Here is a 14,136-nt window from a genome sequence, read left to right as displayed (position 1 = left end):
GGGCCGACCATGCTCTGGGGGTTTGGGGGGGCATATCCGTTGCTGCGGTAACGGCTGCTTACGGTTCCGCCCTGACGGCGGGTGACTTTGGGGGCCCAAAGTAACCAAAGGCCTTTTGCCCTGACGTGCGGCCCCTCGCTGTGGCTCGGGGTGCCTTCGCTGCGGGATCGATCCGGGCGCAGCGTTTCCGGTTTGCTTCGCTGCACCTCCTTCCGCTGTGTACGACTGCGTCGTACGGTCGCTGCGCTCCCACCCCCGGATCAATCCCTCCGCTCAGCCTGCCGACGGGCGCCGTGCATCAAGATCAAGAGCCTTACTCGAGCTAACGCTCATTGTGTTGAGTGGTGAGAAGCAAAAGCTTTACTTGAGCTAACGCTCATCGTGATGAGTGGTTAGAAGCCAACGCGGTACTTGAGCTAACGCTCATTGTGATGAGTGGTTAGAAGCCAGCGCGGTTTGCTTTGCTTTTGTTTTTGCTTTTCTGTGGGAGCTGGCTTGCCAGCGAAGGCGGCCTGCCAGCCGACCCATATCCATCAGACTCCACGCGATTCAATTGTAGGAGTGAGCCTGCTCGCGATGAGGGCCAACCAGCCACCTCATTTCCATCTGATTCACCCAATCCCAACTATGGGAGCTGGCTTGCCAGCGAAGGCGGCCTGCCAGCCGCCCCCGATCCTGCTGACCCACCACAATCCCATTGTGGGAGCGAGCCAGCTCGCGATGACGGCCAACCAGCCGCCTCATTTCCATCAGATTTCACCCAATCCCAACTGTGGGAGCTGGCTTGCCAGCGAAGACGGCCTGCCAGCCGACCCATATCCTCCTGACCCACTACAATCCCACTGTGGGAGCGAGCCTGCTCACGAAGGCGTCCAACCAACCGCCTCATTTCCATCAGATTCACCCCATCCCAACTGTGGGAGCTGGCTTGCCAGCGAAGGCGGCCTGCCAGCCGACCCCTATCCTCCTGACCCACCACAATTCCACTGTGGGAGCGAGCCTGCTCGCGAAGGCGTCCTGTCCGGCAACGCAATTTCGACAGCCAGTCTCCTCCGAAAACCCGGCTTTACTGGCGCTCGCCGGGGGCTCGGCTATAAAGAATGGGTGTCAGGTCTCCCGTGACCGGTTCGGTTGCGGGAATTTGTCTCTAACTTTCCGCGGGTCGTCCTATGAATAATCTTGGGAAACGCGTGTTGCCGTTGGCTTTTTTTGCAGTGTTGATGGCTGGCTGTGCCAGCCCGCCACCCCCTCCGCCGGCAGCGCCGCCGCCACCGCCGGAACGCAGGTGTGAGGTATTGGAAAATACTGAGGTGGCCGGGGATATGTATGTGGATGAGCAGGTGACACGCCATATCACGACTACCCGCTGCGTCACGCAATAAGGTTGGCGATGACTCGGGTGCAGGAAGCCTGGAATCATGCACCGATCCTGTGGGAGCGGGCTTGCTCGCGAAGGCGTTGTGTCAGTCCGGATGCAGGTGACTGACACACCGTTCGCCAGCAAGCTCTCTCCCACGGAAGTTAAGCGTGTCTTGAAAAATCAGGACAGGAATCCGCCGTCCACATTCAGCGCAACACCGGTGGTGTAGCTCGACGCGTCGCTGGCCAGGTAGAGCACCGCTCCGGCCATTTCGCTCGGGTCGGCGACGCGCTTGAGCGGGATTTGCGTCAGTGCCTGTTTCAGGATCGCGTCGTTCTTCACCAGCGCCGAGGCGAATTTGGTGTCGGTCAGGCCTGGCAGCAGGGCATTGCAGCGGATGCCGAACTGCGCGCATTCCTTGGCAAAGACTTTGGTCATGTTGATCACCGCGGCTTTGGTCACCGAGTAGATCCCCTGGAAAATCCCCGGCGAGATACCGTTGATCGAGGCGACGTTGATGATGCTGCCGCCACCGTTTTCGCGCATCAACTTGCCGGCTTCCACCGACATGAAGAAGTAACCGCGAATGTTCACGTCGACGGTTTTCTGAAAGGCACCCAGATCGGTGTCGAGCACGTTGCAGAACTGTGGGTTGGTGGCGGCGTTGTTGACCAGGATATCGAGGCGGCCGAACTGTTCCTTGATCCCGGCAAACACTTGGCTGATCTGCTCCATTTCACCGATGTGACAGGCGACGGCGGTGGCTTTGCCGCCGGCGGCGATGATCGCGTCGGCGACGTGCTGGCAGCCGTCGAGTTTGCGGCTCGAGACGATCACGTGGGCGCCTTGCTGGGCCAGCAGTTTGGCGATGGCTTCACCGATGCCACGGCTGGCGCCGGAGACGAACGCGATTTTGCCGTCGAGGTCGAACAACTGAGTCTTGGACATGGGGTTCCCTTGTGAAAAGTCTTGTTGGAGGCCTGGATCAGAGGCTCGATTTCGAAATGACCTGCAAGCTCATCTGCTCGAGCAGTTTGTTCATGTGAATGAACTGCGCGAAGCGTTTGTCCTGGGTCTGGCCATGGTAGAAGCGGTAGTAGATCTGCTGCACGATGCCGGCCAGACGGAACAGGCCGTAGGTGTAGTAGAAGTCGAAATTGTCGATCTGGATGCCCGAGCGCTCGGCGTAGTAATCGACGAATTCACGGCGGGTCAGCATGCCCGGTGCGTGGCTCGGCTGGCGGCGCATCAGTTGCACCGGCGCCGGGTCGTCGGCCTGGATCCAGTAGGCGAGGGTGTTGCCCAGGTCCATCAGCGGGTCGCCGAGGGTGGTCAGTTCCCAGTCGAGTACGCCGATGATTTGCATCGGGTTGTCCGGGTCGAGGATGACGTTATCGAAGCGGTAATCGTTGTGGACGATGCTCGAGGTCGGGTGGTCGGCCGGCATCTTGTCGTTGAGCCAGGTTTTGACTTTCTCCCAGTGCGGGGCGTCCGGGGTCAGGGCTTTTTCGTAGCGTTCGCTCCAGCCTTTGATCTGGCGGGCGACGTAGCCTTCAGGCTTGCCGAGGTCGCCGAGGCCGCAGGCGTTGTAGTCAACGCGGTGCAGTTCGACGAAACGGTCGATGAAGCTTTTGCACAGCGCTTCGGTTTTTGCCGAATCGAGACCCAGTTCCGGTGGCAGTTCGGCGCGCAGGATAATGCCGTTGACGCGTTCCATCACGTAGAACTCGGCGCCAATCACGGCTTCGTCGGTGCAATGCACGTAGGCTTTCGGGCAGTAGGGAAAGCCGTCACGCAATTGATTGAGGATGCGGAATTCACGGCCCATGTCGTGGGCCGATTTGGCTTTGTGGCCGAACGGCGGGCGGCGCAGGACAAACTCCTGCTGCGGGTATTCCAACAGGTAGGTCAGGTTCGACGCACCACCGGGAAACTGGCTGATTGCAGGTGTGCCGGTCAGGCCCGGAATGTGCGCCTTGAGGTACGGATCGATCAGGCTGGCATCGAGTTCTTCGCCGGAGCGGATACGGGTGGACTGGTCAGTAAGCGCCATGCTTATCCCTTCTGCTTATTTTGGAGGCCAGACATCATTGGCTAATCTAATGGCGCGCTCGGTCGCTCACAAGCGCGGGCAGGTCTTATAGGTTAGCGTGTTGCCGAATAATCACCTGTGGGAATGTGCACAACGGGGCGCAGCCGACTAAGGTTTAGCAGGTATGCCGTGTCCAACAGGGAGAGTGCAAATGGGCTGCCCGCAAGCCTGTGCCAGCGCCACCTTGCAATGCAGCTTCGGCGCTGCGCCGTCGATGCTCAACGTGTTGCCGGTCAATCGCACCCTGACGGGCGGGATGCCAGCGGCGAACATCATGGATCACATCCCGCTGGTCAACATCTTGCCGTTCGGCGTGTGCATGAGCATGGCCGATCCGATGGTGGCGACCGCCACCGCGGCGGCGCTCGGCGTGCTGACGCCGATGCCGTGCATTCCGGCGACGGCGACGCCGTGGATCCCTGGGGGCGCGCCGACGCTGTTGCTCGGCGGGATGCCGGCGATCGATGCCAACAGCACATTGATGTGCAACTGGGCGGGGGTGATCGAGATCGTGATGCCGGGGCAGATGCAGATGCTGATTCCCTGAGATCCGAGTTGAGTGTGCCGGCCCCTTCGCGGGCAAGCCCGCTCCCACATGGGAATGCGATCAACTGTGGGAGCGGGCTTGCTCGCGAAGAGGCCGGTTCTGCCAACAGAGAGCTGTCAGGCCTGCTGTGGATCCGCCCACCGCCGATACCACCAGCGCACCCGCGAAATCGGCTTGCCGTCCGCCCCCAACGGCCGCCCATCTTCGGCAAAGCCCTATTCCTCGAAACACCGTCCGCCCTGACGCAGCCTGAAGCGCCGGCAGCGGTGGCCCAGGCTTTGCGCGACCGGCCAGCCGTGACGAGGCGTATCGGCAGTTGCTGCTGATCGCCGAGTACCTGGCCCGCACCGAACCCCACAGCCCGGTGCCGTACCTGATCCGGCGCGGGGTCGAATGGGGCAATAAACCGTTGAGCGAGTTATTGGGTGAGTTGATCAGCGCCGATGCCGAATCGCGGCGGTTGTGGACCCTGCTCGGTGTACTTTAGTGCACACGCTGATCGTTGAGCCTGGGCGGCAGCGTGATGGGCGTCAGTACCGGCTCGCCGGAAAAGAACGCCATGAGATTTTTGCCCACCAGTTCCACCGTGCCCTGGGTGGCTTCCGGTGACAGGCCGGCGACGTGTGGCGTCAGCAGCACGTTGCTCAGGGCTTTCAGCGCATCCGCCACGTGCGGCTCGTGGTCGAACACATCCAGCGCGGCGCCGGCGATCCGCCGTTGCTCGAGCGCGCTGATCAGGTCCGCCGTGGCGATCACGCTGGCCCGGGCAATGTTGACGATAAAACCGTTCGGTCCGAGGGCGTCAAGCACCGTGCGGGTCACCAGATGCTGGGTGCCGAGTCCGCCGGGGGTGGCGACGATCAGGAAGTCCGCGGCCCGCGCCAGTTCGGTCGGTGTCGAGCAGAAGGCATAGGGCACATCGCTGCGCATCTGGCGGCTGTGATAGCAGATCTGCATGTCAAAGCCCAGGGCCGCGCGTTTGGCGATTGCCATGCCCACCGCACCCAATCCAAGAATGCCCAGGCGTTTGCCGGCCAGCGACGGACGCATGATCTTCGGCCATTCACCGCGGCGAACGGCAGCGTCGCAACGCGCAATGTCACGCACCAGCGCCAACAGCATCGCCATTGCATGGTCGGCTACCGAGGAGGCGTTGACGCCGGCCCCGTTGGTGACGGTAATGCCGCGGTCGCTGGCCGCTTGCAGGTCGACTTGCTCGTAACCGGCGCCGATCACCGTGATGATTTTCAGCGCGGGCAGGGCGGCGATTTCATCGGCGTTCAGGCCCAGCGGGCCACGGGTCAGCACCGCATCGATGCGGCTGCCGTGGGTGACGATGGCTTGCGCACGCTCGGCCGGCGTAGGGGCGAGAATCAGGTGAAAGCCTTGACGTTCGAGAATCGGCAGATAGTCATTGATGGTTTCAACCAGTACCAGAACGGTTGCGGGCATTGCGCGGCTCCTGTGATCGGCGGCGGGGGATGGTCGCGAAAGTCATTCAGCGTGCTGAATCCGCAGCGGCTTGGCAATCGCTGTCATCCGCGCCGCAATGCTCTGATTCTGGACGGCATCGAGCAAGAAGCAAGGATTTGCAGCACACCGGTTGTCCGGTGTGCCATGGCCTTCATTGCGCCGCTTTGGCCTTGTTCTGCTCTGCCAGCGCGATTGGCTTGAAATCGTAAGTCGGGTAGAACTCGGTGCGGTAACTGCCCCAAGCGGTATTTTCCAGAGCCAGATTCACTTCAGCCAGTCGGGAGGCGGGAAAACGCACGGTCACGACTTGCCCGATGCCCATCATGATATTCCAGCTCACCACCTCTACTCCGGCCGGGGGAAAGGTTTTGTAGAAGCCTTGTTGTGTGAGTTGGGCCTTGAGTTCGCTCAAGGGGCGGGACTGATCGTGCTTGAGAAACACCGTAAGCATCATGGCGTTGTCTGCGGTGGCGACACTTTTTGCGGTTGGGCTGGCGGCCTGGGCGCTGACTCCGGTGCAATAGACCGAGGACGCAATTAGCGTCGATATCAGCAAGGTTTTAAATATCTTTTGCATGTCCGACCTCTGGAATTATTGTTTGATGGCAGATTTGGTTTCGACTGTTCCGGTATAAGGCGCATGAACGACATGAATGCGGACAAGGGGATTGCCGTCGATCATGTCGCGGGGGACTTCCCGGGAGTAGGTGAACTCATTGTTGTTCAATGTTTCCAGGCGTCGGGCAATCGTTTTGGTTGTCCCGATATCTGGCGCCAGAACATGGTGTTTTCTATCGCCAGTGACGAAGAAATAACCGCCGCCACCGTTGTTGTACTTCGATTCTCCGGTGTCGGTGTAAAAGAACTCATATCGATTGCGCTCCGGATCCCACGTCGATATTCCAACAACGCCGGGGTACTTTGCTTTCACGTCGGTTTCAGGGGCGCCGTCGATATAGACCCGGGTGGTCAGCCATCGCGCAGAGGAAGCCAGGTCGCGCGCGTCCGCTGTCGAAGGGGTCTGTTGCGCAACGCTGGCCAGCGGCAAAAACAGCGATGCAAGTAACAGGCAGGTCATCGTTTTCTTATGCATGCGGTGTCCTCTGGATCAGCAATGAAATTAAGCAGGCTATGTAGTTCTTGTTGTTCTTGTTGTTCTTGTAGTTCTTGTGAGGCCGCAAGAAATATAGTCCTGTCGAGAGCGAGTATTCAATGGTCGAGTAGTCGCTTGTAACAAATGGCTGATATTTACTTTTGGTAATGCATTGTCATGGTTGTTTTGGTCGGATTGAGTTGTAGGATAATTCAGAAATATCCGGCGGAAATAGGCTTGAGCTTCTGTCAGTAATGTCGTGTATATAGTTGTTGATTAAACAGGGTTGCAGGGCGGAAGGGATCGAATGCAAGTGCCCGATTGACGCAACTTTATTTAGCGAAGTTACGTCAACTCTGGCGAGTGTCGGCTCAGAACGTGACTTCGGCGCCATTGATCAATTGCGCGAATGCGCCACCGAGGGTCGCGTTGTGATGCGCGATGATCGCGTTGGCCGGCAGCGTGGCAGTGTCCATGCAGGTGTGGGCGTCTGCGACCAGCAGCGGTTTGAAGCCCAGGTCGGCGGCGGCGCGGCAGGTGCTGTCGATGCAGAACTGGGTTTTCATGCCGACCAGATAAAGCTCTTCGACCTGCGCGGCGTTGAGTTGCTGCGCGAGATCGGTGTCGTGGAAAGCATTGGGGCGGAATTTGTTGAGGAGCGTGTCAGTTTCAGCGTTCAGCTCAAGCGCGGGCAGCGCTTGCCAGTATGGGCTGCCAGGGGCAATCGCTGAGCCTGTAGGTCCGGTGTGGCGTACGGCGAAAATCGGCACTCGACGTTCCCGAGCCTGCGCAATCAGGCGCTGAATATTCGCCAGAACCCGCTCGCCGTCGTGGGGCTTTTCGGGGCCGTGGAACAGACCGACCTGCATATCGATGATCAACAGTGCTGCGGACATGGTGGTTCTCCTTGGGTGCTGCACAAGCCGCACGGACGGGAGACACAAAAAGGCCCCGTCCATTGCTGGCGGGGCCGTGGGTCTGCTGCGCTGGTTACCTCAGACAGAAACACCACGACCCGCCGGTGGTGGTCGTGGTGGTGCGGGTGAGGTACAGCGCGCAAAGGTTCATGGGCCGAGCATGCCCATGGCGCGCTCGGGCTGTCAACCGGCGGATCAGGTGACGTACTGCGCCAGGCCGTTGCCGAATGACCAGTTCTCTTTTTTCACCTCCACAAGATTGATGAACACATCCTCCAGGCGCACCGCCAATTGTGCGTGAAGACTCTCGGCGATGGTTTTGAACAGCAACTGCTTTTTCTCCACCGTGCGACCTTCGCTGATGGTGATCTGGATGAACACCACGCCCTCGCTGCGCTGGATGCCGAGGTATTGCGGATCGTAGACAAAGTGCTGGCGGTCGTGTTCGGCGAGGATCTGAAAGTTATCGTGTTCCGGCACATCGATACAGCTGCGCAGGGCGGCGTAGATCTGTTCGCCGATACGTTTGGCGAAGGTGGGGTCGGGGTTTTGCTGGATGTCGACGCGAACCAGTGGCATGGCAGACTCCTGGGGTGAGTGGCTTCTCTCAAGCTAGATCAAACACGGGATTCTGGCGGGCGATTGGTCTGGAATCGTTTGGATTTCTGTGTATGAGGGAGCTTACGAGACTCGCGGATTTTGCCTACGGGGATGGCAGATGTGTCTGCTAGCCAGCATTTGCTGAAACCGAAATGATGGATGCAAGAAGGCGACGCTGATCAAGTATGTGCTTGCCGCGGATGCCCATGACAAGCCAGGGAAGGCACATGTTTTTTGATGATCGCGAAAGTACTGAAATTGAAAAGCTTCAGACGGAAGCTCAAAAACTCGGGGCGGAGAAGCGCAAGCTCTTGGCTGAGGAAGCAAAGCTGAAGCGCGAGACGTTCTTTTATCCGCTCGTGGCAGGCGCCGCAGTGTTAACTGCATTCGCGTCTGTGTTTGGACTATTCCTCAAATTGTAAAACCACCGGACAAGGAACTCGTCACAACCCTCCGCTTATTTCAAATAACGAGACGATTATGAATTCAGAACAACGCAGGGCCAGAATAGAAAGGCTGTATGAAGAAGAGCTTGATTTCAGGGAGGCCATGAGACCTTTCCACAAAGCCGAGATGCGTGAAGCGCTTATGCTTTTTGGTCTTGGTATGTTGTTGGCTGCCATCGGTATCGGACTCGCGTTCGTGTTGGCCCGAACCCTTTGATGTTGCGCATCGGCGTCCGCTTCGTTCCAGTAAACGACACGTATCATGTCGGATAACGACAGTTAATATCCTGAAAACGACTGCTCATCAATCTGCTCCGCACAACCATTCCTCAGCTAAGTCTTTGCTTCGCTTGATTTATCACGGAGAATCGCGCCCCTGTTTCGGCCGGAGCATGTCTGTCGGTTTTTTTCGACGCGTCCCGACCGAGTGGCAAGTGACCGGAATGCGGAGATCCGACCGGATGAATGATCAGGCCAATAGCCTCGAAAAGCGCTTTGACGCAGCAGCCCCCGCTGAACTTTCGAGCTGGAATCGCCAGGACACCACCTGGATGCTGGGACTGTTTGGGACGGCCATTGGCGCCGGTACCCTGTTTTTGCCGATCAACGCAGGGCTGGGTGGCTTCTGGCCGCTGGTGATCCTCGCGCTGCTGGCGTTCCCGATGACGTTCTATGCGCACCGTGGATTGACCCGTTTTGTATTGTCCGGTCGTGAGGGCGCCGACATCACCGAAGTGGTCGAGCAGCATTTCGGCATCAAGGCCGGTGCGTTGATCACGCTGCTGTACTTCTTCGCGATCTTTCCGATTCTGCTGATCTACAGCGTCGGCCTGACCAACACGGTCGCCAGTTTCCTTGAGCACCAACTGCACATCACGCCGCCGCCGCGTGTGCTGCTGTCGTTCGTGCTGATTCTCGGGCTGCTGGCCGTGGTGCGTTGCGGTGAGCAGGCCATCGTCAAAGCCATGAGCCTGATGGTTTACCCATTCATCGTCGCGCTGCTGTTTCTCGCGGTGTACCTGATTCCGCACTGGAACGGCGGTATCCTCGCCACGGCATCGCAGGTGCCGGCGCCGTCGGCGCTGCTGCATACCCTGTGGCTGGCGATTCCGGTGATGGTGTTCTCGTTCAACCATTCGCCGATCATTTCGGCGTTTGCGGTGGATCAGAAACGCCGTTACGGCGTGCACGCCGAGGCGCGCAGCTCGCAGATCCTGTCCCGCGCCCATGCGTTGATGGTGCTGATGGTGCTGTTCTTTGTGTTCAGCTGCGTGCTGACCCTGTCGCCGGAACAACTGGCTGAGGCGAAAGCGCAGAACCTGTCGATCCTGTCGTACCTGGCCAACCACTTCAGCAACCCGACCATCGCCTTCGCCGCGCCGTTGATTGCGTTCGTGGCGATTTCCAAGTCATTCCTCGGTCACTACATCGGTGCCAGCGAAGGCCTCAAAGGCCTGATCGTCAAGAGTGGCAAGCGTCCGGGTGCCAAGGCGCTGGATCGCATCGTCGCGGCGTTCATGCTGGTGATCTGCTGGATCGTGGCGACGCTGAATCCGAGCATCCTGGGCATGATCGAAACCATCGGTGGTCCGGTGATTGCCGCGATCCTGTTCCTGATGCCGATGTACGCCATCCGTAAAGTGCCAGCGATGGCCCGTTATCGCGGCCAGGCCTCGAACGTGTTTGTCACGGCGGTGGGCCTGGTGGCGATTTCGGCGCTGGTTTACAAGCTGACGATGTAACGTCGCTTCAAGTGAACGACAGCCGCTGCACGCCCTGTGTGCAGCGGTTTTTTTACGTTCGCATGGCGACGATCCCTTGTAGGAGTGAGCCTGCTCGCGATAGCGGTGCGTCAGGTATACATACGTGTCTGAATAAGCGCTATCGCGAGCAGGCTCACTCCTACAGGGGATTTGCGGTGGTTCTGGATTGTTACAGGCAAAAAAAACGCCGCTCATCTGACGATGGGCGGCGTTTTTTATTGCGTTGCAGCGTTAGGCTTGAACGACCGGGATGTTGGCGTTCGCAGCAGCCTCACGGAACTCGGCAATCTGGTCGAAGGACAGGTAGCGGTAGATATCGGCCGCCATGCTGTCGATTTTGCCAGCGTATTCCATGTACTCCTCGACGGTCGGCAGGCGACCCAAGATCGACGCAACGGACGCCAGCTCAGCCGAAGCCAGGTAGACGTTCGCGCCGTCGCCCAGACGGTTCGGGAAGTTACGGGTCGACGTGGAGACCACGGTGCTGTTCGGCTCAACGCGTGCCTGGTTGCCCATGCACAGCGAGCAGCCTGGCATTTCCATGCGTGCGCCAGCCTTGCCGTAGATGCCGTAGTAGCCTTCTTCGGTCAGCTGGTGAGCGTCCATCTTGGTCGGCGGCGACAGCCACAGACGAGTTGGCAACTGACCCTTGACCTGATCCAGCAGCTTGCCGGCAGCGCGGAAGTGACCGATGTTGGTCATGCACGAACCGATGAACACTTCGTCGATCTTCTCGCCAGCAACGCTGGACAGCAGACGGGCGTCGTCCGGATCGTTCGGTGCGCAGAGCACAGGCTCGTTGATGTCGGCCAGATCGATTTCGATGACTTCGGCGTATTCGGCGTCGGCATCGGCTTCCATCAGTTCCGGGTTGGCAACCCAGGCTTCCATCGCTTGCGCACGACGTTCCAGGGTACGTGCATCGCCGTAGCCTTCGCCGATCATCCAGCGCAGCAGGGTGATGTTGGAGTTCAGGTACTCGGTGATCGATTCCTTCGACAGCTTGATGGTGCAACCGGCAGCCGAACGTTCGGCCGAGGCGTCGGACAGTTCGAACGCCTGCTCCAGGGTCAGACCTTCCAGGCCTTCGATTTCCAGGATGCGGCCGGAGAAGGCGTTTTTCTTGCCTTTCTTCTCGACGGTCAGCAGACCGTTCTGGATGGCGAAGTACGGAATGGCATGCACCAGGTCACGCAGGGTGATGCCAGGTTTCATCTTGCCTTTGAAGCGCACCAGGATCGATTCCGGCATGTCCAGCGGCATGACGCCGGTGGCCGCGGCAAACGCAACCAGGCCGGAACCGGCCGGGAACGAAATACCCATCGGGAAACGGGTGTGCGAGTCACCACCGGTACCGACGGTGTCTGGCAGCAGCATGCGGTTCAGCCACGAGTGGATGATGCCGTCGCCCGGACGCAGGGAAACGCCGCCGCGGGTCATGATGAAGTCAGGCAGGGTGTGGTGGGTGGTCACGTCGATCGGCTTTGGATAGGCCGCGGTGTGGCAGAACGACTGCATCACCAGATCAGCGGAGAAGCCCAGGCACGCCAGGTCTTTCAGTTCGTCACGGGTCATGGGACCTGTGGTGTCCTGAGAACCCACTGTGGTCATCTTCGGTTCGCAGTAGGTGCCAGGGCGGATGCCTTTGCCTTCTGCCAGACCGCAAGCCTTGCCGACCATTTTCTGCGCCAGGGTGTAACCCTTGGTGCTTTCAATCGGTGCATCAGGCTTCTTGAACAGGTCGAACGCTGGCAGACCCAGTTCGGCGCGAGCCTTCTCGGTCAGGCCACGGCCGATGATCAGCGGAATACGACCGCCGGCACGGACTTCGTCCAGCAGCACAGGGGTCTTCATTTCGAAGGTGGTGATGACTTCGTCGGTACCGTGCTTGCAGACTTTGCCAGCGTGCGGGTACAGGTCGATCACGTCGCCCATGTTCATGTTCGATACGTCGAACTCGATCGGCAGGGCGCCGGCATCTTCCATGGTGTTGTAGAAGATCGGTGCAATTTTGCTGCCGAAGCAGAAACCGCCGGCGCGCTTGTTCGGCACGTAAGGAATGTCGTCGCCGAAGAACCACAGCACCGAGTTGGTTGCCGATTTACGCGAGGAACCGGTACCAACCACGTCACCGACGTAGGCGATCGGGAAGCCCTGGCCGCGCATTTCTTCAATCTGCTTCATCGGGCCGGTCTTGCCTTGCTCGTCCGGAACGATGCCGTCACGGGCCATTTTCAGCATGGCCAGGGCGTGCAGCGGGATGTCAGGACGCGACCAGGCGTCTGGCGCAGGCGACAGGTCGTCGGTGTTGGTTTCGCCGGTCACCTTGAACACGCGCAGGCTGATCTTGTCGGCCAGCACCGGGCGCTTCTTGAACCACTCGCCGTCAGCCCAGGATTGCAGCACGGCCTTGGCGTGAACGTTGCCGTTCTTGGCTTTTTCCGCGACGTCGTGGAAGGCATCGAACATCAGCAGGGTGTGCTTGAGTTCTTCGGCGGCGACTGGCGCCAGCTCGGCGTCGTCCAGCAGTTCGACCAGGGTAACGATGTTGTAGCCGCCCTGCATGGTGCCGAGCAGTTCGACAGCGCGCTTCTTGTCCAGCAGAGGGGAGGAGACTTCGCCCTTGGCCAGGGCAGACAGGAAACCGGCCTTGACGTAAGCGGCTTCGTCAACGCCTGGTGGTACACGATTGGTGATCAGGTCAACGAGGAAAGCTTCTTCGCCAGCCGGAGGGTTCTTCAGCAGCTCGACCAGGCCTGCTGTTTGTTCGGCGTTAAGCGGCTGGGGAACGATACCCAGGGCTGCACGCTCTTCGATATGTTTGCGGTAGGCTTCAAGCACAGTTATTACCCTCATCAGTGGTCCCAAATGGGTGTCCGGGACGCTCGTCGCGAAATGCTCGTACTCATGCGCTGCGTGGCGTTGTGGGCCGCTTAGCCAGAATTACCGACCATTCCTTACAGAAGCTGCTTTCAAAGTTTTACGCCTGCAGAACGGGGAGCTGATGAGGGTTGGCGTTGGGCTTTTCCCCGCTGGAAAAACCCTTCGCCAACACCGCTCTGAAGGAACGACTGTGCTCGTGACGCTTTGAAAACAGCTTCTAACGGACATTGGCGCCTTAAAAGGCTGGCTGATTCTACGGCAAAAAAAATTTAAAGGTAAGTCGCGCTCTATTGGACTTTCGTGGCAATGCGCGCCGGGGCGGCAAAGCCACGGCGCGCCTGAGACCTTGGTGTTTGAGGGGTGATCAATGCCCGACAAAGGGCTAACATGCCGGCCTGTTCCGCGTTTCAGTGTTTTGTCTACTTATGCCCAATCAGACCATCAAGACCCCTTGCGTCGGCCTCTGCTCCACGGTTTATGGAGATCTGGTGTGCCGTGGCTGCAAGCGATTCCACCACGAAGTGATCCATTGGAACGGTTACAACGAGGAGGAAAAGCGCGCGGTCTGGCTGCGTCTGGAGCAATTGCTGTCACAGGTGATGGCCAGCAAGGTCGAGATCTTCGACCCGGCGCGCCTGCGCGAGCAACTGGAACAGCGCAAGATCCGCTTTGTGCCGCATCAGTCGGAATATTGCTGGGCGTATCAACTGATTGCCCGGGGCGCACGGGTGATCATTAATCTGGAAGCTTACGGAATGGTGCTGCTGCCGGAGTTTCGCGAGTGGAATCTGCCAGAGTTGCGCGATGCCATTGATCGGGAATTTTTCCTGCTGTCGGAAGCGCATTATCAGCGCTATATCGCACCCGGGTTCCTCAAAGACGCCTTCGGCGCCTGAACTTCAAAAGCTTCGCGAGCAGGCTCGCTCCCACAGGGAAATGCATTCCAGATGTGGGAGCGAGCC

13 protein-coding genes and 2 pseudogenes are annotated in these 14,136 nt (G+C 59.1%); 6 read left to right on the top strand and 9 right to left on the bottom strand.

Annotated features, from left to right (window positions below):
• Positions 1–1,540: 1,540 nt before the first annotated feature.
• Positions 1,541–2,308: an SDR family oxidoreductase gene (locus HU765_RS20740; RefSeq protein ID WP_095120260.1), complete on the bottom strand. Its 768-nt coding sequence runs from the start codon at positions 2,306–2,308 to the stop codon at positions 1,541–1,543.
• 37 nt (positions 2,309–2,345) lie between these two features.
• Positions 2,346–3,413, bottom strand: coding sequence for a phosphotransferase family protein (locus HU765_RS20735; protein WP_186546691.1), 1,068 nt, complete (start codon positions 3,411–3,413; stop codon positions 2,346–2,348).
• 190 nt (positions 3,414–3,603) lie between these two features.
• On the opposite strand from HU765_RS20735, the gene HU765_RS20730 reads away from it, so the two are divergent.
• The gene (locus HU765_RS20730) at positions 3,604–3,999 is read left to right on the top strand and encodes a DUF4280 domain-containing protein (protein ID WP_186622632.1); all 396 of its coding nucleotides are present in this window, start codon (positions 3,604–3,606) and stop codon (positions 3,997–3,999) included.
• Positions 4,000–4,115: 116 nt separating this feature from the next.
• On the opposite strand, the pseudogene HU765_RS20725 reads toward HU765_RS20730, so the two are convergent.
• Positions 4,116–4,220 (bottom strand): annotated as a pseudogene (locus HU765_RS20725) (toxin-antitoxin system YwqK family antitoxin); the annotation flags it as partial.
• 71 nt (positions 4,221–4,291) lie between these two features.
• Here HU765_RS20725 and HU765_RS20720 point away from each other — a divergent pair.
• Positions 4,292–4,486, top strand: a pseudogene (locus HU765_RS20720) (type VI secretion system protein TssA); the annotation flags it as partial.
• On the opposite strand, the gene HU765_RS20715 reads toward HU765_RS20720, so the two are convergent.
• From HU765_RS20715 to HU765_RS20695, 5 genes are all read right to left on the bottom strand, one after another.
• Positions 4,483–5,451: a 2-hydroxyacid dehydrogenase gene (locus tag HU765_RS20715; RefSeq protein ID WP_186546689.1), complete on the bottom strand. Its 969-nt coding sequence runs from the start codon at positions 5,449–5,451 to the stop codon at positions 4,483–4,485. The pseudogene HU765_RS20720 and the gene HU765_RS20715 overlap by 4 nt on opposite strands.
• A gap of 172 nt (positions 5,452–5,623) precedes the next feature.
• Positions 5,624–6,049: a hypothetical protein gene (locus tag HU765_RS20710; RefSeq protein WP_186622631.1), complete on the bottom strand. Its 426-nt coding sequence runs from the start codon at positions 6,047–6,049 to the stop codon at positions 5,624–5,626.
• Positions 6,050–6,064: 15 nt separating this feature from the next.
• On the bottom strand, positions 6,065–6,565 hold the full coding sequence (locus HU765_RS20705) for a DUF4822 domain-containing protein (RefSeq protein ID WP_186622630.1): 501 nt from the start codon (positions 6,563–6,565) through the stop codon (positions 6,065–6,067).
• A 371-nt stretch (positions 6,566–6,936) separates the two neighbouring features.
• Positions 6,937–7,461 (bottom strand): cysteine hydrolase family protein, encoded by a 525-nt coding sequence (locus HU765_RS20700; RefSeq protein ID WP_186622629.1) that lies wholly within the window; start codon positions 7,459–7,461, stop codon positions 6,937–6,939.
• Positions 7,462–7,677: 216 nt separating this feature from the next.
• Entirely contained in the window at positions 7,678–8,061 is a 384-nt protein-coding gene (locus HU765_RS20695) for a tautomerase family protein (RefSeq protein WP_186622628.1), read from the bottom strand.
• A 248-nt stretch (positions 8,062–8,309) separates the two neighbouring features.
• On the opposite strand from HU765_RS20695, the gene HU765_RS20690 reads away from it, so the two are divergent.
• From HU765_RS20690 to HU765_RS20680, 3 genes are all read left to right on the top strand, one after another.
• Positions 8,310–8,504: a hypothetical protein gene (locus tag HU765_RS20690; RefSeq protein ID WP_186622627.1), complete on the top strand. Its 195-nt coding sequence runs from the start codon at positions 8,310–8,312 to the stop codon at positions 8,502–8,504.
• Between the two features lie 58 nt (positions 8,505–8,562).
• Positions 8,563–8,745: a hypothetical protein gene (locus tag HU765_RS20685; RefSeq protein WP_186546687.1), complete on the top strand. Its 183-nt coding sequence runs from the start codon at positions 8,563–8,565 to the stop codon at positions 8,743–8,745.
• A gap of 244 nt (positions 8,746–8,989) precedes the next feature.
• The gene (locus tag HU765_RS20680; protein WP_186546706.1) at positions 8,990–10,270 is read left to right on the top strand and encodes an HAAAP family serine/threonine permease; all 1,281 of its coding nucleotides are present in this window, start codon (positions 8,990–8,992) and stop codon (positions 10,268–10,270) included.
• Between the two features lie 252 nt (positions 10,271–10,522).
• On the opposite strand, the gene acnB is transcribed toward HU765_RS20680, so the two are convergent.
• Positions 10,523–13,132, bottom strand: coding sequence for a bifunctional aconitate hydratase 2/2-methylisocitrate dehydratase (gene acnB, locus HU765_RS20675; RefSeq protein ID WP_186622702.1), 2,610 nt, complete (start codon positions 13,130–13,132; stop codon positions 10,523–10,525).
• Positions 13,133–13,599: 467 nt separating this feature from the next.
• Between acnB and HU765_RS20670 the strand changes: the two genes are divergently transcribed.
• Positions 13,600–14,070, top strand: a complete 471-nt coding sequence (locus tag HU765_RS20670) for a DUF1289 domain-containing protein (protein ID WP_186622626.1) — start codon at positions 13,600–13,602, stop codon at positions 14,068–14,070.
• Positions 14,071–14,136: the final 66 nt, after the last annotated feature.

Origin of the sequence: Pseudomonas sp. SWRI81 (genome assembly GCF_014268545.1) — a bacterium.
In the GTDB taxonomy this organism is placed as follows: domain Bacteria; phylum Pseudomonadota; class Gammaproteobacteria; order Pseudomonadales; family Pseudomonadaceae; genus Aquipseudomonas; species Aquipseudomonas hamedanensis.
Note: the sequence above shows the minus strand (reverse complement) of the source record. Positions and strands in the feature narration are given on the sequence as shown.